The sequence below is a fragment of the Ignatzschineria ureiclastica genome, from assembly GCF_003121845.1.
GTDB classification, from domain to species: domain Bacteria; phylum Pseudomonadota; class Gammaproteobacteria; order Cardiobacteriales; family Wohlfahrtiimonadaceae; genus Ignatzschineria; species Ignatzschineria ureiclastica.
The window spans coordinates 339,557-364,595 of record NZ_QEWQ01000001.1 but is presented as its reverse complement, the minus strand read 5'-3'; the positions used below and the strand labels follow the sequence as shown (position 1 = coordinate 364,595).

Genomic DNA, 25,039 nt, shown 5'->3' with positions numbered 1-25,039 from the left:
AAATGGTCAAGATTAAAATTTGGGGTTCCCATTATTTAAGGCGTAAAAAGATCATTTTCAGGATAGAGTTGATCAAATAATATGGCAATCGGCTGTGGCTTCGGTTTGTGGGCTAGTTGATTGATCGCAACCCATTGATAGCGTTCATCCTTATTATGTGTAGATGCTTCATCTAACCTATGTTGAAGCTCTTTCGGCAAGGTGGCGGTAAAAAGCGTGGCTTCTAAGGTATAGTGCGTAAATTGATGTTGGAAAGCGGCGGCTTGTTTCCGGTCTTGGAAGTCGGTTAATTGATACGTTTTGTCATCAAGCTGAAAAATAGCGCTTGATTGACTCTTGGCGTTACGCCCTTGAAGGATTATTTCAGGAAGGGAATAGAGATTACCCCAAATCCCATTCGCCGGCCGTTTTTCAAGGAGAATCTCCCCTTTGGCATTGTGAAAGAGCAAGAGCGCTACTGATTCTACAGGGCGCGTCTTCTTAATGGCTTTTGCCGGAATAGTATTCGTGGCATTATGTAAGTAAGCTTGGCAGATATCGGTTAAAAAACATCGATCGCAGGCCGGCTTTAATTTACAGAGTGTTGCACCAAAATCCATAATGGCCTGAGTATAATCTGCGGGATTTTGCCGGCAGAGAAAGGCATCGCTAATGGGTTTTAATCGTCTATCTTGTTCTGTTCTTGGCGCTTGTAAACCTGTTATCCGGGCGAGTACTCGGCGAACATTGCCATCTAAAATGGCAAAGGGGAGATTATAACCTTGCGCTAAAATGGCGCTTGCGGTGGTATCACCAATTCCTTTAAGGCTACGAATGGCTTCAAAATCAGGCGGAATCAGCCCTTGATGTTGTTCCACTAACATTTTAGCCGCTTGATGTAAATTACGAGCCCGAGAGTAATAGCCCAATCCTTGCCAATGATGAAGTACGGCTTCTTCGCTGGCAGTGGCTAAGGCTTCCGGAGTGGGGAATGCAGTCATAAAGCGTTCAAAATAGGGAATCACCGTTGCTACTTGTGTCTGCTGCAACATAATCTCAGAGATCCAAATACGATAGAGATTAATCTTGAGGGAGAAGCAATCTTGAGGTTTCCAAGGAAGATCGTGTCGACCTTCACGCTCAAACCACTCTAATAGCCGTGCTTGAAAATAACGAATCTGCTGTGCAGTAATGGGCGCAAGCAGTGTGTCATCCTGAGGAAGAGATTGATCCAGCGAGAGGGTATCAGAGGGTAATTGAGGATTCATAAAAGGGTATTAATTGCTTAAATAGCGTTATATCTAAAATGGTGGAATCGGGAAAATATTGAGAGAAATATTGAGAGAAGAGGATAAACGATTCCCAGAAAAAATGCACCTATCGAGGATAGATGCATTATTCATATTACTGATAAGAGATTAGAGATCAGCTTCTAACTCTTCTGCTTTCTCTGTTTTAGGGTGAGGCAGAATTAGATTAAGTACAATCGCAAGTACAGAAGCAAGGCCTACGCCGGCAAATGGGAATGAACCAATTTCAATGGTATAACCGCCCACGCCGGTAATGAGTGTTGCACTAATGATCACAAGATTACGAGGAATCGTGATATCTACTTTAGCATCAATCAAGGCTTTTAAACCAAGGCTAGCGATTGTCCCAAAGAGAAGAATCATAATACCGCCCATAACAGGAAGCGGAATGGAGTTCAAGAAAGCATTAAATTTTCCAAAGAATGCCATAACAATCGCAAAGATTGCCGCATAGGTCATAATCAGCGGTTTATCATTTTTAGTAATCATCACCGCGCCAGTGACTTCACCATAAGTGGTGACAGGAGGACCACCAATGAGACCAGCAACACAGACTCCGAGTCCATCCCCTGCGAGCGTTCTATGAAGCCCAGGATTCGTGGCGTAATCCTTACCCGTAACCTTCCCAATAGCCATAATGCCGCCGATATGCTCAATAGCTGGCGCAATAGCAACGGGTAACATAAAGAGTGCTGCCATCCAATTGACTTCAGGGCTCACAAAATGGGGAACTTGGAACCAAGGCGCTGCTGCAACGGGTGCAAAATCCACTAAACCTAAACATGCCGCTAAGATATAGCCTACGGCAATTCCTAATAAAATAGGGACTAAGCGTAAAAAACGTTTGCCAAACATCGTCACAATCACGGTGGTGGCAAAGGTGATCGCCGATACTAAAATAGAGAGCTTATAATCAATCACTTGTTCGCCATTGGATTTCCCCATCGCCATCTGCGTAGCCACTACGGCAACAGAGAGACCGATGACGATAATCACAGGGCCGATCACAACAGGCGGAATGAGTTTATGAACGCTATCGAGCCCTTTGAGCTTGATGGCAAATGCAAACACAAAATACATAAACCCAGCGGCGAATAGTCCAAAGAATGTCGCGCCCATTCCCCAAGTACTGATGGAGAAGATAATAGGGGCGATAAAGGCAAAAGAGGAACCTAAAAAGATAGGGACTTTCCAACCTGTGACGGCTTGGAAAAGAATGGTGCCAATACCGGCACCGAGTAGTGCCATTGAGGGATTAAGACCTGTTAAAAGGGGGACAAGCACCATGGCACCGAAAGCAACAAAGAGAATTTGTAGCCCCGCGACGGCGTTATGAAGAACCTGCATAGATGAGCTCCTATATGCGAAGTAAAGAGGATGGTTGAGTGATCATTACTCAAGTTGATAACGATCTGCTGAATATCGAGATTGGGCTTTTAGTAGACATTTTAAAGGGTAGATCAATACTGTCGATGATCTATAATCGTGAGATTGATATGAAATAAGAGAATATCAATGATGCCTATAAAATGTGCACTAAAAGAGAATCCTCGGCGATTATAGCAGGTAATAGCGAAGTAGTACGGGAGAAATTGGGAATTTTTGCAATAAATTTGTCTATAAAAGGGGAAATAACGCTTCAATCATTTCAAAATATTACCTGTTATTTACGCCTCGTAAAATTCTGAAATAGTCGATAAGTCAATGTATTTAGCTTGTTTTCCTAATTATTAAGCTGAGCATTGATCTCATCTATGAAAATTTATATATCACTAATAGTTGTAATGATGATCATTTTTTGAGATATATAGAGGGGAAGTAAAAGTTAAGAAGTAAAAGCGAAGAAATAAAAGCAAAGAAGTAAAAGCGAAGAAATAAAAGATGCGCATAAGAGATCAGTCATAACAGCGCAACGAGAGATGCGTGATCTTAGCATTGATATCTTGTAATCAATAATGATTGACCATAATTGTCCTAGAAGAGGAGAGAGGAAAAATGAGTACTTACCGTTTAGTGATGTCGTGCCCCGATGGTGTGGGTATTGTTGCCGCTGTGAGCCAATTTATTGCATCTCATGGCGGTTGGATTATGGAGGCAAATCATCATTCGGATCTTGAAACTGGACGGTTTTTCATGCGGCATGTGATTAAAGCGGAGAGCTTACCCTTTAAGGCTGCTGAGTTTGCTACGCTATTTGCACCGATTGCCGAGCAATACCAGCTTGATTGGCGTTTAGTGGATACGGCTAAAAAGCATAAAGTGATGTTAATGGCGAGTAAAGAGGCGCACTGTCTAGTGGATATTCTATCAAGATGGCATGCAGAAGAGCTTGATTGTGAGATTGTCGGTGTGATCTCTAATCATGCCGATCTTCAGAGTCTTGTGGAATGGTACGGAATTCCATATCACTATGTGCCGGTCAATTCTAAGGATAAAGCGCCGAGTTTTGCTCAAGTGAATGAACTGATTGAAGCCTCAAAAGCGGATACGATTGTTTTAGCCCGTTATATGCAGATTATTCCCCCGAATTTATGTGAGCAATATCGTCATCGCATTATCAATATTCACCATAGCTTTTTACCCTCTTTTATTGGGGCTAAGCCCTATCATCAAGCCTCTCTTCGAGGTGTGAAATTGATCGGAGCTACTTGCCATTATGTGACTGAAGAGCTCGATGCGGGCCCGATTATTGAGCAAGATGTGATTCGGGTATCGCACGCCGATAGCGTGAAAGAGATGGTTCGCCGCGGGAAAGACATCGAGAAAATCGTGCTCTCCCGAGGCTTACGTTATCATCTTGAAGATCGTGTGATTGTTCAGGGTAATAAAACCGTCGTATTCTAGGCTATTACACTGACGCTTCCTATGTAACGAATATTTAACAAAAAGTTAACGAATAATATGCCGAATAGGAAGCTCAATTTCCCCAAATTCAATCATTGCATTGAAGAGTCGAATCGCTTCAAATTCTGCTAATTGATCCTGATGAAGTTGTGCTTCCGTAATCAACTGATGATGAAGAAGCGCTGCGCGTTTTGTCCCTTTTAAGAGCGGTTTTTCCGGCGTGTACCAAATGCCATCTTTCAATAGTGCGATATTCGCAATGGTAGTATCGGTAAGATAACCATTTTGCGTGATAAGAATATCATCACATTTTCCTTTTTGTTGAAAGAGCGTATTGAGTACCGGGCGCTTCTCATATTTAAAAGCATAATCACACGTTGCTTCGATCAGCTTTAAAGTGGCAACCTCTCTTGGCTTATAAGGCACAAATTCGATCTCTTCAATACTCTCACTGTAGAGCACTCTCGCTTTATAGAGCCCTTTAGGCGGAATTTTACCCTGTTTCATCAAGGCAAGTGGTAGCGAGATAGTGGGGGCTTCAGGATAGAAATGTTGCCTTGTTTCATCTATTCGCGCTTGATGATAAGAGAGTGCAGAGAAGAAGCCATCTTCTAACTTAATGGATTCAAGAAATCGGCAGGTAGATTTTTTCGATAAGTTCATCATATTCACTTGTAGCATCACTGAGTGCGGTAATACCACCGCCACTTTTAAAGGTGTAATGGAAAAGCGCGTTATTCGACTGTTGCGCTTCAGGGGTCGTGGTCATCGCTTGCGATTGAGGTTCAAGGTAACGAATTAAGACGGTGCTGTCGAGTGTTTTACCATCAAAAATCCCGGCAATACCGGTATAAAAACCCCGATCGTACGCTTCAATCTCACTTAACAGTGCCGTTGCTTTGGCTCTAGGTGCGCCGGTGATAGAGCCCGCCGGCAGTAAGCGAAAGAGAATATCCCCTAACTTCTCACGATAATCACTTGGCAATTGACCTTGAATCTCGGTACTTGTTTGTAGGATTTCCCCGTTACCCCGACTAATACGATCGATATAACGATAGCGAGTAATCGTTGCATTGTCTGCCACAAGCGCAATATCTGCTAATCCTTCTTTGGCCACAATTTGATGTTCATCGATCTCTTTTGGATTTTCCATAATTTGCTTTTCAGCATTCGGCAATTGCGCATTAATCGTCCCTTTCATCGGATTGGTTTTGATCGTGCCATCTTCATCAATAGTGATAAATGTTTCAGGAGAAAACGAGAGACAGTGATCTTTGAAATAGAGACGATATTTGGCATTGGTGCGGTGAAAGATCTCAGGAAAGGTTAAATTACAACGAATCTGTGCGGGGAAAGTGAGATTCGCTAATTGGATTGAGCCTTGTTGTAGCGCGCTCATTAGCGGGGTAAAGGCTTTGAGATAATCCGCTTTAGTGACCGGTGTGACGTGCCAAATGGGTGTTTGCAGCGTCGCAAGTAAGGATTGATGTTTAGCTTCAAATTCAGGTAGGTTACTGTGATGAGGAAAATCATAAGCAATCTCTTGCGGATTGATCTCACTTAAGGGAATCACTGCACTTTGAGTGCAATTATAATTGATGATAAAGAGAAAAGGCGTTCCTGCTTGACTAAGCTGATTGATTTTTTGAATCGCATCTTGTGATGAGTAGAGCGTAATGGGCACAATAAAATCCTTTTGAATAGAGCAATAACCGAAAGAGCTATTAGGGTAGAACAGGTACGGTTATGAGTTCAAGTAATAATCATTTACATTCAGAGAAGTTTTTCATTTATGGGAATTTTTTATCGATGCCTATTATTGTAAATTGGGTTTAAGAAAAATGGTTTTTAGCTGTCAGCATCGGATGTTCAAAAGAATATAAAAACTTATTAAACAACACTTGCAAGATGCCGGATAGAATAGCTTTCTTGCCTCGATCAGCCGATGCACCGGCATTTAAAGCTATTTTTATAGCCTATTTTTATAGCCTATTTTGTTGAAGATCGCGGCATCTCAAAGAAGCTAATGGCTAATAATGCAATAATCATCAATCCTGCCCCTAACCAAAATTGTGTCGTCACAGCCCAACCAAAGACAATCCAACCTAAGAAGGTATTGAGCGGTAATTTGAGATAATCAAAGGGCTGAATAAAGATGACATCGGCGTGCGCATACGCTTTGGCAACGGCATATTGGGCGATTGCGGTGAGTAATCCTAGCAGTAATAACGCCCCTAAAAGCGCTAAATCAGGAATAAATATGGGATCAGGGTTATGGCTAAAATTATCGGTAAGGGCAATTAGAAGATTAATGGGCACCATCAAGATATAGAGATAACTCACCATTGTTAATGGATGATCTTTATCGGAGAGATGTTTCATTAAAAGCGCGTGCATCGCCCAGAAGAATGCCGCTAGAATCGGGAAGATCGCCGCCCAATTAAAGTGTTGTCGATTAGGCGCTAAGATAATAATGGCTCCGACAAATCCAAGGAGCGTGGCAATCACGCGAGGCCAAGTAAAACGCTCTTTAAGAAGTAAAAATGCCCCAAGACTGGCAAACAGCGGCGATGTCATTAGAAGTGCAACCCCTTCGCCAATGGGGAATTGTAGAGAGAGTGCTTTAACCCAAAATTGAATCCCAATGACCGCCATTAAGATTCGCCAAAAGTGGGTCATAAAATGGTGCGTTTTTAAAATCTGCTTCAATCCTCTTTTGAAGAGAAAGGGCGCCATAAAAAGGAGGGCAAAGAGATATTGATAGAAAGCGATCCAACTTGAACTGATTATGAAATGTTCAGCGATTAGCGGTGTAACAACATTAATGCCGGCAAAGGCAATGCCGGAGAGAATCATCCAGAGTGCGCCATAGAGCGAGTAGTGTTGATTGTCGGTATAGCGTTTTAAGAGATATTGTAAGCGATTCATAATGGTCAAATAGGTCTCGCTATAGGCGTGTAATCAATGGCAAGAAAATTAAAGCTAGGGTAATGAGCTTCTTAAATGAAAAGGCCTTCTGAAAAGAAGACCTTGATGATTATCTATTGATCGCTTAGGTGAGATCTTTGTAACCTAGTGCGTTGAGCGCACGTTCATCATCTGACCAACCTTCTCGTACTTTCACAAAGGCACGTAGAAAAACTTTGGCATCGAAAATGCGTTCTAAATCAATACGGGCTTGTGTGCTTGCTTCTTTAAGCACTTGACCGCCTTTGCCAATGACGATCCCTTTTTGGCTCTCTTTCTCGACAGAGATAGCCGCTAGAATACGATAGAGGTTGCCTTCAATTTTAAACTCTTCAATCTCAACGGCAATCGTATAAGGTAGCTCTTGATTGAGTCGTCTTGTGAGCTTTTCCCGTAAAACTTCGCCCGCTAAGAATGCACTTGAAACGGTGGTGATCTCATCTTCACTATAAGGGAAAGGCTGCTCTGTGAGGTATTTTTCGATCACTTCTACTAATCGTTGTCCGGATTTCTCTTGCTTGGCTGAGAGCGGTACGATTTCTGCAAAGGGGAATTTTTCACTCATCTCGGCAATAAAGGGGAAGAGCGCTTCTTTATTCTCTACGCGGTCAATCTTATTAATCACAAGTATGACCGGCGTTTCGACCCCTTTAAGTTTTGCGAGTACTTTCTCATCATCTTTATTAAAGCGCTGCGCTTCTACGATAAAGATAATCACATCGCCTGTGTTGATTGAGCTCATTGCCGTTCTATTGAGTTGACGGTTGAGCGCTGATTGCATATTGGTATGAATCCCTGGTGTATCAAGGAAGATAATTTGGGTCTCTTGATCCGTATAAATCCCGGTAATTGCGTGGCGCGTTGTTTGGGGTTTATTGGATGTGATACTAATTTTTTGCCCTAAAATTTGGTTCATTAGGGTGGATTTTCCTACATTTGGGCGTCCGATAATGGATGCAAATCCGGCTTTGGTCATCTTATATTTTCTCCAGCATTAATTCAGCTGCGCGTTGTTCGGCACGTTTTTTGGTGGTGCCTTCGGCAATCGTATGTAAATTTTCAAAAGTACAGAGTACTTTAAAGACTTTCTCGTGATCTCTACCGGTGATCTCAATTACATCATAGGTGGGGATTTCACGATTAAGGGCTTGTAGTTTCTCTTGAAGCCGGCTTTTCGGGCTCTTAAAGATATCGCTCAGATCTTTCTTCGCTTTCTCAATAATATTTTGAAAGTAAGGTTCATAGAGCGAGAGAATCACTAATCGTGTGGTCTCAAAATCAGAATCTAAAAAGAGCGCACCAAAGAGGGCTTCTAAGCAATCGGAGAGAATACTCGGGCGATATTCCCCCTCATTATTCTTCTCCCCCACACTTAAGATCAGAAATTTATTGAGTTCAAGTTGTAGCGCAATTTCGGCAAGGGTATCTTCTTTGACAAGATGCGCCCGCAATTGGCTCAGTTCCCCTTCATTGGCTTTCGGCAACTTATGGTAGAGCGCTTCAGCGATAATAAAGTTCAAACAACCATCGCCTAAATATTCTAGGCGTTCGTTATTATCTTGTGAGTAAGATCGATGAACAAAGGCGCGTTTTAGTAGCCGTTTGTCCATAAAAGTGTAATTTAATTTCTGCTCAAGTCGTTGCATATTATTCAATTGTGGTAAAGATGTGATCACAGTCTTCAAAAGAGGTGACACAGTTATAATTCATCCAGATAAAGCGAGCTTTGCCGAGGATTTTTTCATCATCCACTAAGCCCCAGAAGCGGCCATCAAAGCTATTATCCCGGTTATCACCCATCATTAGGAATTTTCCTTCAGGAATGGTGAAAGGGAATCGTTGATGTAGGCCTAGACCTCTATCTGCTTGGGTAATCATTCGAGAAGTCTGAATTTGATGTGTTTTATATTCACCGGTTTCAGGCTGATCAACCGTTCCAATCGGCATCATTTCGGTCACAATCAGATCTTCCTCTTCAGGCGCACGTGCTGCACCGACAACACTATATTCAAGGGGTTGACCATTGATAGTGAGTTGTTTGTTTTGATAATCAATCACATCGCCCGGTATGCCGACAACTCTCTTAATATAGTTAATTTTTTCATCTTGTGGGTATTTAAAGATCGCCACATCACCCCGTTCAATACCTTCACCGGGTTTAGAGAAGAGGCGTTGATTGGTAATCGGCATTCTCACACCATAAGACCATTTATCAGCTACAATCATATCGCCAGCATAGAGGGTCGGTTGCATTGAACCGGAGGGAATGACATAAGGCTCGATAATAAAAGAGCGTAGTACGCCGACAAAGAGCACAACCGGGAAGAGAAACTTTGCCCAATCCACAAACCAAGGCTCTTTCTTACCCGGTTTCCGTTTTTGCTTATAGACAAGGGCATCTATTAACCAAATTAACCCCGTCACAGGAATCGCGAGGATAATTAAGACTGAGAGATAATGGGTAAAATTGGCAAATATCGACATAGTTTATTACTCTTTTAAATGGCTTTTCAATGGCTGTTTCAATGGTGCTCTTCGATTACTCTTCGTTCACTTTAAGAACTGCTAAGAAAGCTTCTTGTGGAATCTCTACGCTACCCACCTGTTTCATCCGTTTTTTACCCTCTTTCTGTTTCTCAAGGAGCTTCCGCTTCCGGCTTACATCACCACCGTAACATTTTGCTGTTACATCTTTACGAAGTGCACGAACGTTGGTTCTTGCGATAATATTCGCCCCAATAGCCGCCTGAATCGCAATCTCAAATTGTTGTCTTGGAATCAATTCTTTCATCTTTTCAACAAGTTTACGACCTTGGTATTGCGCATTATCTTTATGGGTAATGAGAGACAAGGCATCGACGCGTTCGCCATTAATTAAAACATCCACCTTCACAAGATCAGAGGCTTGGAAACGGATAAATTTGTAATCAAATGATGCGTAGCCACGAGAGACCGATTTTAGACGGTCAAAGAAATCGAGTACCACTTCACTTAAGGGGAGTTCATAACGGAGCTGTACCTGATTACCGGCATAGACCATATCAAGTTGTACGCCCCGTTTTTCGATACAGAGCTTCATAATATTGCCGATAAATTCTTGTGGCGTTAAGATATTCGCCTCAATAATCGGCTCACGAATCTCTTTGATGAGGGTCACTTTCGGCAATCCATCGGGATTATCCACGTAGATCACTTCACCATTATTCTTTTCTACTTCATAAATTACAGTGGGCGCAGTGGTAATGAGGTCAAGATCATATTCTCGCTCAAGACGCTCTTGGATAATTTCCATATGGAGCATTCCTAAGAAGCCACAGCGGAAACCAAAGCCTAACGCTTGCGATGTTTCAGGTTCAAAATGGAGTGAAGAATCGTTCAGGCGAAGCTTTCTAAGCGCTTCCCGAAGATCTTCATATTTTTCGGAATCCACAGGGAAGAGCCCTGCAAAAACACGAGGTTGAACGTGTTGAAATCCTGGAACCGGTGCATCGGCAGGATTTCTATCGAGGGTAATGGTATCCCCCACAGGTGCGCCATCAATCTCTTTAATGCCGGCAATGATAAAGCCTACTTCACCTGCTGAGAGCTTCTCTTTATCCACTCGTGCCGGCGTAAATACCCCTACGTGGGTGACTTCGTGCGTATCTTTGGTGCTCATAATTTTGATCTTATCGCCTTTATGAATCACACCATCGAAAATTCGTACAAGTGAGACAACGCCCACATATTGGTCATACCAAGAATCGATAATAAGCGCTTTAAGGGGTGCATTCACATCCCCTTTAGGCGCAGGAATCTTCTTGATCATATCCTCAAGGACATCACGTACACCGATGCCCGATTTTGCTGAACAGCGTACCGCATCAAGTGCTTCGATCGCGATAATATCTTCAATTTCCATTGCCACGCGATCAGGCTCCGCTGCCGGAAGATCGATTTTATTGAGGACAGGAATCACCTCTAACCCTTGATCAAGGGCAGTGTAACAGTTCGCTACAGATTGCGCTTCTACACCTTGTGCGGCATCTACAACTAAGAGTGCACCTTCACAGGCATAAAGTGAACGTGATACTTCATAGGAGAAATCCACATGTCCTGGTGTATCGATGAAGTTAAGGTGATATGTTTCACCATCATCTGCCTTATAATCGAGTGAAACACAATGCGCTTTGATTGTGATTCCCCGTTCTTTCTCAAGATCCATCGAGTCAAGTACGCGATCTTCCATTTCACGTTCGGAGAGACCTTCGCAAATTCTGATGAATTGATCGGCCAAAGAGGATTTTCCATGGTCAATATGGGCAATGATTGAAAAGTTTCTAATATTCTTCATCGATTCTTTCTATTAATAAAAGGTGATTGATCGTACTTTAAAAGAGCTCTATCTTAGCAAATAATGTCTACCAACATAAATTTAAATATTATCGACTATTTTACAATGATTTTGTGCCGTAAGGGTGGAAAGGATTCGAAATTGAATTTGCCTTTTGATTTAGTCAATATTTGGTAAAGGTGGTATGCGAGTTTGGTAAATGTTGAGTAGCATTTGCAATGCTTTACTTGAAATTTGCATTTTTAAGACCATCTATTAGAGAGGCTTTCCCTAATCTCTAGATAGGAATTTTTGAGAAGTTTAGAGGAAGCGATAGATTATTGCTATGATAGGGAACTGAATATCGATTCTGTTGCCACTAGAGATTGTGGTTTTATAACAGACTCATCATCTATCTCTATAACAACAAAACAGACACAAGACACATTACCCATATATTAAAGAACGTGTATCTCAATGAAGTGATTCAATGAATGTATGATTGAATAGATAATAATTGAATAGATAATAATTGAATAGATACTTTAATTTAGATACAAGAAGAGAGGCTTAATTGATGCAGACATTTACCAAAACTAAAGAAACATTTATTCCATCACTCAATATTACCTTGCAGGAGTATGAGCATAATGTCACTAAGGCTAAGCATATTCATCTTGCTTGTGATGATAGTAATAATGTCTTTTTAGTGGGATTTTTAACGGTACCGGAGGATTCGACCGGTGTGGCGCATATTTTAGAGCATACGGCGCTCTGCGGTTCTGAGAATTATCCTGTACGGGATCCTTTCTTTATGATGATCCGTCGCTCTCTTAATACCTTTATGAATGCATTCACTTCATCAGATTGGACGGCTTATCCTTTTGCAAGCCAAAATAAGAAAGATTTCTATAATCTATTGGATGTCTATTTAGATGCAGCCTTTTTCCCAAAATTAGATTATTTGGATTTCTTACAAGAGGGACATCGTCTTGAGTTCACTGAAATGGAGAATCCAAAAAGTGAATTAGTCTATAAAGGCGTTGTCTTTAATGAGATGAAAGGGGCGATGAGCTCTATTGGTTCGGTACTTTATCAAGAGTTGACTAAAGCATTATTCCCAACGACGACCTATCACAATAACTCAGGGGGCGACCCGAAAGATATCCCGAATTTAACCCATGAGCAGTTAGTGAATTTCCATAAGAAACATTATCATCCGTCAAACAGTGTCTTAATGACCTATGGCAATATGGATCCGCTAGAGCATCAGAAAGTCTTTGAAGCAAAAGCGCTCTCAAAATTTAGCTACCAAGATTTTGACTTTAGTGTGCCGGATGAGAAACGCTACACTGAACCTCAATCTTTCACCGCGACTTATCCATTACCTAAGGAAGAGCCGCTTGAGAAGCAGAGTCATGTGATCAATTCTTGGCTTTTACATAAAATTACCGATGCTGATGAGTTAATGCGTGCGCGTATTTTAAGTAGTGTATTAGTCGATAATGCGAGCTCACCACTTCGTTATGCCCTTGAGTCCACTGATTTAGGGACCGCGCCTTCGATGTTCTGTGGACTTGAAGAGGGAACGAGAGAAGCCTTCTTCTCTTGCGGTTTAGAGGGAGCTAATGGGGAAGATACAGATAAGATTAATCAATTAATTATTGATACCTTAACGCAAGTACGTGATGAGGGTGTCCCACAGGAGAGTATTGAAGCAGCATTACATCAATTAGAACTTGCTTCGAGAGAGATCTCAGGAGATCGTTATCCGTATGGTCTTCGCCTGATTGTGGATACTTTAACGCCAGTGTTACATGGTGGCGAGGCGTATGATACGCTCTCTTTTGACGATTCTTTAAAGAAAATGCGTGAAGAGATTCAAGATCGTCAATTCATCCCTAATTTGATTGATCGTTTGTTACTCAATAACCCACATCGTGTGATGTTAACGGTCAATCCAAGTCATACATTAGCAGAAGAGTTAGTAGCAAATGAGAAAGCGCGTTTAGCAGAGATTCAAGCAAGCTTAACACCGGAGGAAGCGGAGAAAATTATTGCCGATGCTAAAGCGTTACAAGCACGTCAAGGGCAAGTGGATGATGACTCGATTTTACCGATGGTCACCAGAGCGGATATACCTAAAAAGCTGACGTTCCCTGAATTGAATTATAGTCATAAAGAGGTCGTTTTAGGTTCGCCCACGACTAATGGTATGACTTATCAATCTATTGTGGTGGATCTACCTGAATTGACGGCAGAAGAGATGGATATGTTGCCATTTTTAGATGCCTTTATTACCGAGATGGGAGCCGGTGAGCTCTCTTATCGTGAACAACAAGCTCGTATTTCTGCGATTACCGGCGGTGTTTCGGCGCGTACTATGTATCAGCCTTTTAAGAATGATATTAAAGGTTTCTGGGTATTATCAGGGAAAGCGTTGTTAGAGAATCATCATCAGCTTGGAGAATTACTACAAGATATTCTCTTTAATGCCCGTTTTGATGAAGTAAAGCGCATGCAAGAGATCTTAGCGCAGATTAAACTTGGTCGTGAGCAAGGGATTGTGAGTAACGGTCATGCTTATGCAATGGGCGTTGCGAGTCAAAATATCTCTCTTATTTCACAATTAGATCAACGTCTAAGCGGTATGCAGTCGATTAAATCATTCCGTACCATTGAAGAGACAATGCGAGATAATGAGGCTTGCCGAGCATTTGGTGAGAAGTTATCTAATCTACTCACTAAACTGCAAAATAGCCCTTATGAACTCATTGTGTTAAATGATGCTGAGAATATTGAAGCGATTGGGCAAGAGTTTGCAGCGGTAATGGCACACCATATTGATGAGAAAACGCCGGGCTTTAAAGCACCTGTAACGCTTCAAGAAGATGACGTGATCTCTTTAGGTTGGGCGATTAATGCCCCTGTGTTCTACTGCGCGAAGAGCTATAAAACGGTCACCAGAGATCATGCAGATTCGCCTGTATTGCAGGTACTAACTGGCTTCTTACGTAATGGTTATCTTCATAGAGCGATTCGTGAGCAGGGCGGTGCTTATGGCGGTGGTGCAACTTACAATGCGGCTTCTGGTGCATTTAACTTCTTTAGTTATCGAGATCCTCGTCTACAAGAGACGCTTCAGGATTTCGATGCAGCTCTTGATTGGTTATTAGAAAATGATCATGAAGAGCAGCAGTTAGAAGAGGCGGTATTAGGCGTGATTAGTGCGATTGATCGACCTAAAGCGCCGGCAGCAGAATTTGGAGATCGCTATTTTATGCAACGTTATGAGCGTACACCGGAAGATCTAGAAGCCTATCGCGCTTCCGTTTTGAAAGTGACGCTTGATGATCTTAAACGGGTAGTGAATACCTACTTTAAAGATCGTCATACTCATACAGCAGTATTAGGGCCGAAAGCGGCACTTGAAGAAGCTGGATTTGAGGTAAAACAGCTGTAATTGCCACTTTGTTAAAGGACTAACTGGCTAACTTTAAATTTGTTGAAGTGAATATTAATCGATTTTGTTGACATCACTGTCAATATAAATATCAACATAAATATCAATACAAATATCAATGTAAGTATTAAAATCAATAATCTTTAAATTAATATGTATTAATAATGGAATCCCTGGTGTGATCGGACATCAGGGATTTTTTTAGGTTTTGAGTCGTAATATCCCTTTGATATAAGTCAATAGATAATTCTTTCCTATCATAATACTTTTGCTTTCCCCTATGATTTCAGTTACATTTTACTTGTCGACAAAATTGTCGACAATTTAAAAAGCGTAGTAAAACAGCTAACGGATTAGCAATACTTTAAATTGAAAGAGGTATTTGTGATGGCGAATGTAAAAAATAATATTAAGAGTTTATTAAAAGATCTTACGATGATTAATGCAGGTGTTGGGCAAGAGCAACCTGCGATTGAATATGTGATGAAAGCTTTAAAAGGGCATGTTGATGAACTAAAAGTAGACCAAAATGGTAATGTGCATGCAATCAAAAAAGGCCATAAAGATGGGTTAACAATGATGATTGCAGCGCATACAGATGAGATTGGTCTGATTGTTAAAAACATTCTTCCGAATGGTTTTCTCTTAATTGAGAAATTAGGGGGTGTACCTGATAATTTACTTCTCGGACGTAAAGTCTATATCGGTAAAAATAATCTTCCGGGTGTCATTGGTACAAAACCTGGGCATTTACAAACACCTGAAGAAGCAAAACGCGTTAAAACAGTATCAGAATGTTATGTTGATATGGCGCTACCTTCTCGTGAAGCAGTGGAGTCTCATGGTGTTAGCGTTGGCGATCAAGTAATTATTTCTGGTGAGTTTACCGAAATGGTGGATCCTGACTATGTTTCAATGAAAGCGGTTGATGATCGTTTAGGCTGCTCAATCTTAATTGAACTTCTCAAAAACCTCTCTAAAGATGATTTCGCCGGAACGGTTCATGGGGTCTTTACGGTACAAGAAGAAGTGGGTCTCTATGGTGCGAAGAAAGTTGGAGATCGTTATACGCCCGATTATGCGATTGTATTAGATACCATTCCGGCAGGCGATACACCTGATGTGAATACAGATCGTGATCTGCCTGTACGTTTAGGTCAAGGCCCAGGTCTTCCACTTGCCGATGCAGTAATGCCAATCTTCTTTAGTATGATTCATCCAGCTGTGCGTAAAGCGATTGAGAAACAAGCATCTGCGCAAAATATTAACCTGCAAAAATTAACGCTTTTAGGCGGCGGTTATACGACGGATGCGGCGAAACTTTCGCACGCAGGGGGCGGTATTCCTTGTGCCACATTAGCGATTCCGCGCCGTTATTCTCATTCACCTATTGAGTTAACGAATTTAAATGATAGTGTAGATGTATACAATATTCTTCAAGGTCTTATCAAAGATAATGAGAATATGAATACCTCATTTATCTAATTCAAAAGAGTATAAAGCTCTGCTACCTCTCGTAGCGGGGCTTTCCTTGTACAACGTGCATCGGTTTACCTTACAAGGTTATCGATATTGCACAGTGATCAGCGCAGATCAATAGGGGTTAAATATGAGAATTCCTTTAGCGTCATTCCAATGGATGTTATTTATATTGATGGGAAGTATCGTTATTCCTGTCGCAGTCGGCTCAACCTATGGTTTAACAGGGGATGTTTTAGTGACATTTGTCTCTAGAACACTTTTTGTTTTAGGGGTTGCCGGTATTATTCAGGTTTTTTGGGGGCATAAAATGCCTATCATCGAGGGGCCTGCCGGCGTTTGGTGGGCAGTGTTTGTGCTCTATCTCGGGATTGGCGGCGCAATGTTTGGCCCTGGTAATGAAGACAATGTTGAAACCTTACGGGTATTGGGGTTCTGCTTTATCTTAAGTGGTTTTGTCTTTATTCTCTTTGCGTATCTTGGTTGGATCGAGAAGATCGCGAAGCTCTTTACTCCGACGATTATTGGTGTTTATCTACTGTTAATGGTGGTTCAGCTTTCAGGCACTTTCGTCAAAGGAATGATGGGTGTTAATGCACCGGGAGATACAGTGGATCTACTCGTGATGTTCTTATCGATCATTACGGTAGCAAGTGCTTTCTATGTAAAACGCTTTAAATCAGTGGCAGCTTATAGCACCTTAATTTCCATAGCAGTAGGTTGGGCGCTCTTCATTATCTTCGGTAAAGGGAATCCTGTTGTTCCTACAGAGACCTATTTCCAATTACCAGAGCTCTTTCCATTTGGAATGCCCCGTATTGAGATTGGAATGGTACTTAATGTTGTGCTATTGACAGTGCTCTTAATCACCAATTTGATGGCTAGTGTAAAAGCGGTACAAATTACGTTAGAAACTTTCAATATTCAACCTGAAAATCGCCTTAAAGAGACCGGAATTGTCTCTGGATTAATCCATATTATGGCAGGTGCTTTCGGTGCAATCGGACCTGTACCTATTTCGGGTTCTGCGGCCTTTATTGCGCAAACTCGTATTACGGAAAAACTTCCCTTTATTCTTGGAAATGTGCTGATTATTGCTATTAGTTTATCGCCAAAAGTGACAGCCCTATTTGCAGCTCTACCCACTGCTGTAGGCTTTGCAGCCTTAGTTCCGACCTTTGGCTTTGGGACGATTATTATCGCAAAAAATCAACTTGCACTCGCGAAATACCCTGATATTCGTAACTTTGTCGCCGCTGCTGCTTGGTTTATCGGCATTGGTATTATGTTTATGCCAAGTACTGCCTTTGCCAATATGTCAGCATTAACCGTCTCTATTTTAAGTAATGGTTTAATTGTCGGTACGGCATTTGCCATTATTCTGGAGCGCTCTATGCTCAAAAAACGAGAACAAGAGGAAGCCGGCATTACACCAGAACCCTTAACCTTAAGCGGTTTAATCGAATCTATTAAGGGATTAGTCTCTAAAGCCGAAGCGAAGTCAAAATTGCATAAAGAGGCTCATACAGAGACTCATAAAGATCACGATTCCAAGGCAAAAGTGATGCCGGTTGAAACTGTAGAGGGCTTTGTGAGTGATGAGGAAGTAGAAGTGGTCAAACAGCCGGCAATGGATGAAAACAAGCAAAGCAATAAACAAGACAATAAAGACGACAACAAACACGACAACAAACACGAAAATAGTAGGGAATAAGGAGTGTAATGTGAGTAGCAGTATTTGGTTATATCCCGGGCAAGGGGCGCAAAATTTAGCGATGTTAGAGCCTGTTGAAGAGTGCTATTTTGAGATGGTTGCCGAGATTACAGGTCGAGATTATCGTGTGACTTTGCCCGATTATAATCACACCATTGATATTCAGTTAGCACTTTTGATTACTCAAATGAGTGGGACTAAAGCTTTAAAAACGGCGGGACTTCAACCTGATTTTGTCGCCGGTCATTCTTTGGGGGCGTTTAGTGCAGCCGCGTGTACCGGCGTGCTCTCTGAGGAAGATGCGATTGCATTGGTGTATAAACGTAGTTCGCTGATGGAATCACTCTATCCGACAGGTTATGGGATGGGCGTTATTGTTGGGTTGACTCGTCGTGAAGTCGAACGGTTAGTAGAGGGCTGTTTCACAGCTGATGCGCCGATCTATGTCTCAAATCAAAATGAGGAGTTGCAGCTCACCATTTCAGGCGCGTGGATTGGAATTGATCGGGTAATTCAAGAGGCGAAAGAGAATGGCGCAAGTATGGCCAAAAGACTCTCTGTGCCAACACCGTCCCACTCTATTTTAATGCAACCGGTGGCAGATGAACTGACCTTATTGGCTAAAGAGATGCACTTTAATACCCCTAAATATCCTTATTTGAGCAATTGTACCGGGCGGCTTTTAACTGAGAAAGCAGAGATTGTGACAGATCTTATTCAAAATGTGGTTCATCCCGTACAGTGGCTCGATATGATGCAGGTGGCGATTGAAAATCGAATGAAGCATTTTATCGAATTACCGCCGGGCTCAACACTTACCAATCTTGTCAAACGGAGTTATCCAAGCGCTTTGACCTACTGCGTCGATCAATATGGAATTGAAGATACGATTTTTTTATTTAATAAACGGAGTAAGGAAGTATGAAAACAGCTAAACAGTGGGATTTAAAACGGCAGGCAAAAATAGCGAAAATGGCTAAAATTGCGCCGATGCTAAATGGGAAATATATCAGTAGCGATAATATCGTTTCAGCCTTAGAAGCGCTGATCAATCCCGGCGATCGAGTGGTTTTAGAGGGCGATAATCAGAAACAAGCCTCTTTTTTATCTCAAAAACTTTTAGAGGTAGATACCGCTAAGGTCAATAATCTGCATATGATTATGCCAAGTGTATCGCGCCCCGAACATCTCACAATTTTTGAGAAAGGGATTGCGAAGAAGCTCGATTTCTCTTATGCCGGTGCGCAGAGCCTAAGAATCTCGCAAATGATTGAAGATCAGGTGGTGCAATTAGGCGATATTCATACCTATTTGGAACTGTATGGTCGTCTCTTTATCGACTTAATTCCGAATGTAGTGTTAGTCGCTGCCGATAAAGCAGATAGAGAGGGAAACCTTTACACCGGTTTTAATACCGAAGAAACACCGACTATTATTGAATCTGCCGCCTTTAAAGATGGTATTGTCATTGTGCAGGTCAATGAGATGGTCGATCAATTGCCTCGTATCGATATCCCGGCATCTTGGGTGGATGCGATTGTCGTTGCAGATGAACCTTATGCGCTTGAAGCACTCTTCACGAGAGATCCTAAAGCGATTACCGAGATTCAGATTTTAATGGCAATGATGGCCATTCGCGGGATTTATGAACGTCATCAAGTGCAATCACTCAATCACGGAATCGGTTTTAATACAGCGGCGATTGAATTGCTGTTACCAACCTATGGCGAACAATTAGGTCTAAAAGGTAAGATTGCGAAACATTGGGCACTTAATCCGCATCCTACGATGATTCCAGCCATTGAATCGGGTTGGGTTGAGAGTATTCATAGTTTTGGTGGCGAAGTAGGGATGGAGAACTATATTCGAGCTCGTCCTGATATCTTCTTTACCGGCAGCGATGGTTCAATGCGTTCAAATCGGGCGATGTGTCAAGTGGCAGGACAATATGCGGTGGATATGTTTATCGGTTCATCCTTACAGATTGATAAGGAAGGAAACTCTTCCACTGTCACTTTAGGTCGTCTCTCGGGGTTTGGGGGCGCGCCCAATATGGGACACGATCCCGGTGGTCGCCGACACTCAACACCTGCTTGGCTTGATCTAGCTGGGAAAGATGAGTTAGCGAAAGGTCGTAAAATTGTCGTTCAGATGGTGGAAACTTATGGTGCGAATAAGAAACCGGTAATTGTGGATCGTTTAGATGCGATCGAAGTGAAAAAACAAGCAGGGCTCGATATTGTACCGATTATGATCTACGGCGATGATACAACGCATTTGGTGACGGAAGAGGGTATTGCCTATCTCTATAAAACAGAAGGTTTAGAGGAGCGCCGAGCGGCGATTGCAGCAGTCGCCGGGGTAACGCCGATTGGGGACAATGTGGATGAGGCTAAAGTTCGGGATCTTCGAGATAAAGGGATTGTCGCATTGCCGGAAGATCTACAAGTGGCTCGTACAGAAGCGAAGCGCTCTCTATTAGCTGCGCACTCTATCGAAGATCTTGTGCAATGGTCTGATGGTCTTTATGTTCCCCCTGCTAAATTTAGAAGTTGGTCTTAAATGAATCGAGATATTGAGCGTGGTGGCAGTGGTGAGCTTCGGGAACTCGGTATTCCTTTTGTGGGCAGCCTTATTTATGCATCTCAAAAGGAGATTGCAACAGTGCTTGCTGATCAAGCGGTGTCTGCACTGATTGAGGAAGTGAGCTTAACGCCGAAGCCCGGTCTTGTCGATTTTAAGCGCAGTAATGCGCATAAGGATATGGATTGGGCACTGTTAGTCGCTTCTGCGAGGGCTCTGCACGACACTTTTTATCAAATAGCATTATCAGGTTATAGCGCATCCCTTGATCAATCTCTGCGAGAAAAGATTGCAAAGATTGGTCGAGGGGGGGAGATGAAGATGCTACAAGCGACCGGCGGGGTAAATACTCATAAGGGGGCGATCTGGGTTTTGGGCTTGATAATTGCTGTATTGGCTCATCAAATGAGTAAGGCGATGGTAAGAGGAGAGTCTGTTTTGATCTCTTTGACGACGCTATTACGAAATTGTGGTCAATTAGCCTCATTTACTGATCGTCATTATCAAGCGCGTACTTTGACAAAAGGGCAAGAGAGCCGACGGAAATATGGTATTCGTGGGGCTTTAGAGGAAGCACAGGAAGGATTTCCAACGCTTAGAAAGGTGATTGCACTGCCTACTACGGCAAAAGAGGGGGATCTTTACTGGATCGAGCGACTATTGCAGCTGATGAGCGTAGTTGAAGATACCTGTATTATTTCTCGAAGCGATCTCTCAACTTTACATCGAGTCCAACAGACTGCCTCTGATATTTTGATCTTAGGTATTACCACAGAAGTAGGACAGCAGGCTTATCAACAGTTATGCCAATATTGCACTGAGGCTTATCTCTCACCAGGGGGCAGCGCAGATCTATTAGCAGCCATTATATTTTTAGAAAAAGTAGGAGTTATCAATGGAACAGTTACGTTTTAAATATCAAGGACATGAGGCGATCAACAATCGCGCGCATGTAGGGGTCGTAGGTTCTGGTGATTTAGAAGTATTATTTGAACCTATTGAAGGTGATCATGCCGAGATTTCGGTGATTACCGGCAGTGATGGTTTTGAAGCTGTCTGGGAGAAGGTACTTAATCGCTTTTTTACCCGTTATCCGCTGTTAGTGAAAGTGACGATTCATGATTTCGGTGCAACGCCGGGCGTTGTTTCACTTCGTTTAGCACAAGCCTTGGAGGAATTGAAAAATGAGAAATAGTTTTGTGGAATTAAATGGACGTGAACGGGCGATTGCGTTACTCGATCAAGGGAGTTCACAGGAGTTTTTAGGGCCTTTTGAAGAGTTGATGAGTCCTTACTTGATGCCGCAAGGGATTGTGCCACAGAGTGACGATGGGGTTATTTTGATGCGTGGCCAGCTTGCTGGTCAAGAAGCCATTGTGATCTCGATTGAGGGGGATTTCCAAGGTGGCGGAATTGGCGAAGTCAGTGGTGCCAAAATTGTCGCGGCGTTGGGGAAAGCCTTAGAAGAGAATGAAGCAGGGAATCGAGTCTATCCTATTATTATCTTTGATACAGGGGGAGTGCGCTTACAAGAAGCGAATTATGGGTTGCTTTCAATCTCTGAAATTCAGAATATGATTATAGCGCTACGAGGGCACGTTCCGGTGATTGGTCTTGTGCCTGGATTGGTGGGGTCATTTGGTGGAATGTCGATTACTTCTGCAGTAACCTCCTATTTAATCGCTACGAATAGAGCGCGTGTGGGATTAAATGGCCCGCAGGTTATTGAACAAGAAGCGGGTGTGCGAGAGTTTGATTCAAGCGATCAAGCCTTAATCTGGGATACGATCGGCGTTAATCAGAAAGCGAAGACCGGTTTAGTGGATGAAGTGGTGGAAGATGATATTGCCACTATTCGTCAAACTATTGAAAAAGTAATCACTAATCCTCCTAAAAACTTCCGTTCTCGGCAGTTAGATCGTTTCTTAGGTTTATTAGAGGTGATTGATTTTGAAGCGCCTTTAACGCCAGATCAATATGCAGATCTCTTTGCAAAGACAACGGCTGATAAAGTATTTGATTATCCACTTGCCACAGCAGGAGCAAAAGATCAAAGCGCCGGACGGGGTTATACTTGGTTTTCTCGTTTAACCGGCATTCCGCATCCCACAAGTCCTGTACCCTCAGTATTAGCAGCGGACGTGGTGCAAAATGGGCAACAGCGTCGCTATCTTGCAGTCGTGCCTAATCAAACGAATCGTTTTCATCGTGTGCGCAATGGTGAGGTAGGATTACAAGAGGGCTTTGTACTTGCAAAATATATTTGGCAAGCGATTGAGGAAGATAAGGATACAGCAGAAAAACGGCCTATTATGCTCGTCATCGATGTTCCAAGCCAAGCGTATGGTTATAAAGAGGAGTTGATCGGTATTCATCTCGCTTTAGCGGCCAGTGCTGATGCGTATGCAACAGCTCGTCAGATGGGACATCCTGTGATTGGTCTTATCGTTGGGAATGCGATTTCAGGGGCGTTCTTAGCTCACGGTTTACAGTCAAATCGTTTGATTGCTTTAGATGATAAAGCGATTAACGTTCAAGCGATGTCGAAAGAATCTGCCGCGCGCGTTACTTTGAGAACAGTGGAAGAGATTGATGCGGCTTCAGCAAAAGTCCCGGCTATTGCTTACGATATTCGTAGTTTCCAAAAACTCGGTGCGCTCTACGATCTATTAACGGTGGATAATGCCGATGATCCCACAGAGGCAGATGTCGCGAAATTGTTAGCAAAATCCCAAGAAGCTATTGATAGTCTAGGGGATGATGCAACAGATTTAACATTCCGCTATACCAATCCACAAGCTGTAAGCTTTGGTCGGGTAGAAACCAATAAAGTGCGTAGTCGTTTGGATGAAGTATGGCAATAGTCTATCCGCACGATATTGTGAAGGTAAAGGAAGGCGTATCATTGGATACGCTTTTCTTGCCACAATGGGCTTTAGAGCGTTGGCAGCAATCGCCTTATCACGTCATTCGTCGAGCTATAGTCCGTGATAACGAGATACCGATAGGCATTCGTGGCACTTCTCGAGGAGAGCGATTTGGCTGCTATATTCCTATTGATTGGATTGAAGAGATTATCCGGCCTCAAGATTTGATCGTTAATCAGGCCTGGCATCATTGGGCAAGAGCTGATCAGTTCCCTGAGATGTTCACGACAATTGAAACGATGGCCGATATTTTGACAGATATTGAGTGGGGCATTGGCGGAAGTCTAGGTTATGAGTTAACGACGGGGCAGGCGACGATTACCGACAATAGTGATCTTGATATTATTCTCTATCCCTCACAAAAGTTTTCTCGGGAATGGGCTAATCAATGGTTAAGTCTCAGTAATCATTGCGCAAAAAAAGTGGACTTTCAGGTAGAAACAGCGAAAGGAGCTTTTCATTTGGTGGAATATGCGCGGGGAAATAAAGAAATTTTATTAAAGAAAATAGATGGTTACTCTCTTGCTGAAGATGTTTGGCGGTGACTCGCGGTGAATATTGCAATAGTAGAAAGAAGTGTGCGATATTTGTTACAATTCTTTCAATTTTCAATAGCTATGGATTGTTATGACAGAAAAACGGGCAAAAACGCTACCCAATTCGATTAAGGCAACAATCATCGAAGATATTATGACTGGTGAAATTCAGCCAAGGGATAAGATCTTAGAGGAGAAGTATGCAAAGAAAATGGGTGCAAGCCGCGCCTCAGTGCGTGAGGCAATTTTTATGTTAGTCAGCGAAGGGATCGCGACAAAGATTGAGAATAAAGGAACTTTTCTCAATAGTTTTACTTATGAGGAGCATATTGACCTTTATCATCTACGCTTTTTCTTAGAGCAACAAGCGATTCAGAAATATCCAAGAATCAAAGATTTTTCAGAGCTGATCGCTGAATTAACATTACTTTCTGCGAAGATGAAAGATGCGATGCGTAATGTTGCTGAATTAAGCCTCTATAATTATCAATTTCATTATGCCCTAGTAGAGCATTCAGGGAGTCGAGTATTAATTGAGCGCTATCCCTCTTTTTATGTGAGTTTAGCCTTTATTCAAAATGAGCTATATCATCATCACCGTTCAGAGATCGAAAAACCTGTGAATGAACATGATGAATTGATTGAAGCATTAAAAGTCCGAGATTTTGATAAGTTAACCAAGGTTTTATTGACGCATCAGAAAGATGTCTTAGCGCTACTACAGCGGACAGTGATGCAGAGGTTAGGGGCATAAATGAATCATTGATCTGATCATTATGCTTCAAGCTCTCTTGTTTGAGATTTGTTGAAGTATAGTGAAATCGGTTCAAAATCAGCTTATTAAAATGCCGGCGCATCGGCTGATCGAGGCAAGGAAACCGTTCTATCCGGCATCATGCAAGTGTTGTTTAGTACGGTTTTATGT

20 protein-coding genes are annotated in these 25,039 nt (G+C 42.3%); 11 read left to right on the top strand and 9 right to left on the bottom strand.

The features are described from left to right. Positions 1–35 precede the first annotated feature (35 nt). Both mutY and DC083_RS01440 read right to left on the bottom strand, forming a co-directional pair. The gene (gene mutY / locus DC083_RS01445; RefSeq protein WP_109188496.1) at positions 36–1,247 is read right to left on the bottom strand and encodes an A/G-specific adenine glycosylase; all 1,212 of its coding nucleotides are present in this window, start codon (positions 1,245–1,247) and stop codon (positions 36–38) included. A 150-nt stretch (positions 1,248–1,397) separates the two neighbouring features. After that, positions 1,398–2,636 carry a uracil-xanthine permease family protein gene (locus tag DC083_RS01440; protein WP_109188495.1) on the bottom strand — a complete coding sequence of 413 codons (1,239 nt, stop codon included), beginning with the start codon at positions 2,634–2,636 and terminating at the stop codon, positions 1,398–1,400. 648 nt (positions 2,637–3,284) lie between these two features. Between DC083_RS01440 and purU the strand changes: the two genes are divergently transcribed. Further along, entirely contained in the window at positions 3,285–4,133 is an 849-nt protein-coding gene (purU, locus tag DC083_RS01435; protein WP_109188494.1) for a formyltetrahydrofolate deformylase, read from the top strand. A gap of 45 nt (positions 4,134–4,178) precedes the next feature. Here purU and DC083_RS01430 read toward each other — a convergent pair whose 3' ends face one another. The 7 genes from DC083_RS01430 to lepA form a co-directional block, all read right to left on the bottom strand. Beyond that, the gene (locus DC083_RS01430) at positions 4,179–4,799 is read right to left on the bottom strand and encodes an aminotransferase class IV (RefSeq protein WP_239990946.1); all 621 of its coding nucleotides are present in this window, start codon (positions 4,797–4,799) and stop codon (positions 4,179–4,181) included. Further along, on the bottom strand, positions 4,759–5,817 hold the full coding sequence (locus DC083_RS01425; RefSeq protein ID WP_157954864.1) for an aminodeoxychorismate synthase component I: 1,059 nt from the start codon (positions 5,815–5,817) through the stop codon (positions 4,759–4,761). Before DC083_RS01425 ends, DC083_RS01430 begins: the two co-directional genes overlap by 41 nt. A 305-nt stretch (positions 5,818–6,122) precedes the next feature. Continuing rightward, a complete protein-coding gene (locus DC083_RS01420) occupies positions 6,123–7,061 on the bottom strand; it encodes a DMT family transporter (RefSeq protein ID WP_109188491.1) in 939 nt (312 codons plus the stop codon). A gap of 124 nt (positions 7,062–7,185) precedes the next feature. After that, the gene (gene era, locus DC083_RS01415) at positions 7,186–8,076 is read right to left on the bottom strand and encodes a GTPase Era (protein ID WP_026878419.1); all 891 of its coding nucleotides are present in this window, start codon (positions 8,074–8,076) and stop codon (positions 7,186–7,188) included. Between the two features lies 1 nt (position 8,077). Continuing rightward, positions 8,078–8,746, bottom strand: a complete 669-nt coding sequence (gene rnc / locus DC083_RS01410) for a ribonuclease III (RefSeq protein WP_109188490.1) — start codon at positions 8,744–8,746, stop codon at positions 8,078–8,080. A 1-nt stretch (position 8,747) separates the two neighbouring features. Then, positions 8,748–9,584 (bottom strand): signal peptidase I, encoded by an 837-nt coding sequence (lepB, locus tag DC083_RS01405; RefSeq protein ID WP_229822089.1) that lies wholly within the window; start codon positions 9,582–9,584, stop codon positions 8,748–8,750. Positions 9,585–9,639: 55 nt separating this feature from the next. Then, positions 9,640–11,433, bottom strand: a complete 1,794-nt coding sequence (lepA, locus tag DC083_RS01400; protein ID WP_109188489.1) for a translation elongation factor 4 — start codon at positions 11,431–11,433, stop codon at positions 9,640–9,642. 556 nt (positions 11,434–11,989) lie between these two features. On the opposite strand from lepA, the gene DC083_RS01395 reads away from it, so the two are divergent. The 10 genes from DC083_RS01395 (at position 11,990) to DC083_RS01350 (ending at position 24,868) form a co-directional block, all read left to right on the top strand. After that, positions 11,990–14,875, top strand: a complete 2,886-nt coding sequence (locus DC083_RS01395; RefSeq protein WP_109188488.1) for an insulinase family protein — start codon at positions 11,990–11,992, stop codon at positions 14,873–14,875. A gap of 387 nt (positions 14,876–15,262) precedes the next feature. Continuing rightward, on the top strand, positions 15,263–16,360 hold the full coding sequence (locus DC083_RS01390; RefSeq protein WP_109188487.1) for a M42 family metallopeptidase: 1,098 nt from the start codon (positions 15,263–15,265) through the stop codon (positions 16,358–16,360). 124 nt (positions 16,361–16,484) lie between these two features. Further along, the gene (locus DC083_RS01385; protein ID WP_109188486.1) at positions 16,485–18,068 is read left to right on the top strand and encodes a purine/pyrimidine permease; all 1,584 of its coding nucleotides are present in this window, start codon (positions 16,485–16,487) and stop codon (positions 18,066–18,068) included. A gap of 10 nt (positions 18,069–18,078) precedes the next feature. Then, positions 18,079–18,993 (top strand): ACP S-malonyltransferase, encoded by a 915-nt coding sequence (locus DC083_RS01380; RefSeq protein WP_157954863.1) that lies wholly within the window; start codon positions 18,079–18,081, stop codon positions 18,991–18,993. Then, positions 18,990–20,630: a malonate decarboxylase subunit alpha gene (mdcA, locus tag DC083_RS01375; protein WP_109188484.1), complete on the top strand. Its 1,641-nt coding sequence runs from the start codon at positions 18,990–18,992 to the stop codon at positions 20,628–20,630. The genes DC083_RS01380 and mdcA overlap by 4 nt, the downstream gene beginning before the upstream one ends. Continuing rightward, positions 20,631–21,566 carry a triphosphoribosyl-dephospho-CoA synthase gene (locus DC083_RS01370; RefSeq protein ID WP_109188483.1) on the top strand — a complete coding sequence of 312 codons (936 nt, stop codon included), beginning with the start codon at positions 20,631–20,633 and terminating at the stop codon, positions 21,564–21,566. Further along, positions 21,547–21,846, top strand: coding sequence for a malonate decarboxylase subunit delta (locus DC083_RS01365; RefSeq protein WP_109188482.1), 300 nt, complete (start codon positions 21,547–21,549; stop codon positions 21,844–21,846). The genes DC083_RS01370 and DC083_RS01365 overlap by 20 nt, the downstream gene beginning before the upstream one ends. Then, positions 21,836–23,515, top strand: coding sequence for a biotin-independent malonate decarboxylase subunit beta (mdcD, locus tag DC083_RS01360; RefSeq protein WP_109188481.1), 1,680 nt, complete (start codon positions 21,836–21,838; stop codon positions 23,513–23,515). The genes DC083_RS01365 and mdcD overlap by 11 nt, the downstream gene beginning before the upstream one ends. Further along, positions 23,506–24,123: a malonate decarboxylase holo-ACP synthase gene (locus DC083_RS01355; protein WP_109188480.1), complete on the top strand. Its 618-nt coding sequence runs from the start codon at positions 23,506–23,508 to the stop codon at positions 24,121–24,123. The genes mdcD and DC083_RS01355 overlap by 10 nt, the downstream gene beginning before the upstream one ends. An 82-nt stretch (positions 24,124–24,205) precedes the next feature. Next, the gene (locus tag DC083_RS01350; RefSeq protein WP_109188479.1) at positions 24,206–24,868 is read left to right on the top strand and encodes a GntR family transcriptional regulator; all 663 of its coding nucleotides are present in this window, start codon (positions 24,206–24,208) and stop codon (positions 24,866–24,868) included. Positions 24,869–25,039 lie beyond the last annotated feature (171 nt).

Coding starts and splice junctions, on each gene's coding strand:
- mutY (WP_109188496.1), bottom strand. CDS start 1,247: ATGAATCCTCAATTACCCTCTGATACCCTCTCGCTGGATCAATCTCTT.
- DC083_RS01440 (WP_109188495.1), bottom strand. CDS start 2,636: ATGCAGGTTCTTCATAACGCCGTCGCGGGGCTACAAATTCTCTTTGTT.
- purU (WP_109188494.1), top strand. CDS start 3,285: ATGAGTACTTACCGTTTAGTGATGTCGTGCCCCGATGGTGTGGGTATT.
- DC083_RS01430 (WP_239990946.1), bottom strand. CDS start 4,799: ATGATGAACTTATCGAAAAAATCTACCTGCCGATTTCTTGAATCCATT.
- DC083_RS01420 (WP_109188491.1), bottom strand. CDS start 7,061: ATGAATCGCTTACAATATCTCTTAAAACGCTATACCGACAATCAACAC.
- era (WP_026878419.1), bottom strand. CDS start 8,076: ATGACCAAAGCCGGATTTGCATCCATTATCGGACGCCCAAATGTAGGA.
- rnc (WP_109188490.1), bottom strand. CDS start 8,746: ATGCAACGACTTGAGCAGAAATTAAATTACACTTTTATGGACAAACGG.
- lepB (WP_229822089.1), bottom strand. CDS start 9,584: ATGTCGATATTTGCCAATTTTACCCATTATCTCTCAGTCTTAATTATC.
- lepA (WP_109188489.1), bottom strand. CDS start 11,433: ATGAAGAATATTAGAAACTTTTCAATCATTGCCCATATTGACCATGGA.
- DC083_RS01395 (WP_109188488.1), top strand. CDS start 11,990: ATGCAGACATTTACCAAAACTAAAGAAACATTTATTCCATCACTCAAT.
- DC083_RS01390 (WP_109188487.1), top strand. CDS start 15,263: ATGGCGAATGTAAAAAATAATATTAAGAGTTTATTAAAAGATCTTACG.
- DC083_RS01385 (WP_109188486.1), top strand. CDS start 16,485: ATGAGAATTCCTTTAGCGTCATTCCAATGGATGTTATTTATATTGATG.
- mdcA (WP_109188484.1), top strand. CDS start 18,990: ATGAAAACAGCTAAACAGTGGGATTTAAAACGGCAGGCAAAAATAGCG.
- DC083_RS01370 (WP_109188483.1), top strand. CDS start 20,631: ATGAATCGAGATATTGAGCGTGGTGGCAGTGGTGAGCTTCGGGAACTC.
- DC083_RS01365 (WP_109188482.1), top strand. CDS start 21,547: ATGGAACAGTTACGTTTTAAATATCAAGGACATGAGGCGATCAACAAT.
- mdcD (WP_109188481.1), top strand. CDS start 21,836: ATGAGAAATAGTTTTGTGGAATTAAATGGACGTGAACGGGCGATTGCG.
- DC083_RS01355 (WP_109188480.1), top strand. CDS start 23,506: ATGGCAATAGTCTATCCGCACGATATTGTGAAGGTAAAGGAAGGCGTA.
- DC083_RS01350 (WP_109188479.1), top strand. CDS start 24,206: ATGACAGAAAAACGGGCAAAAACGCTACCCAATTCGATTAAGGCAACA.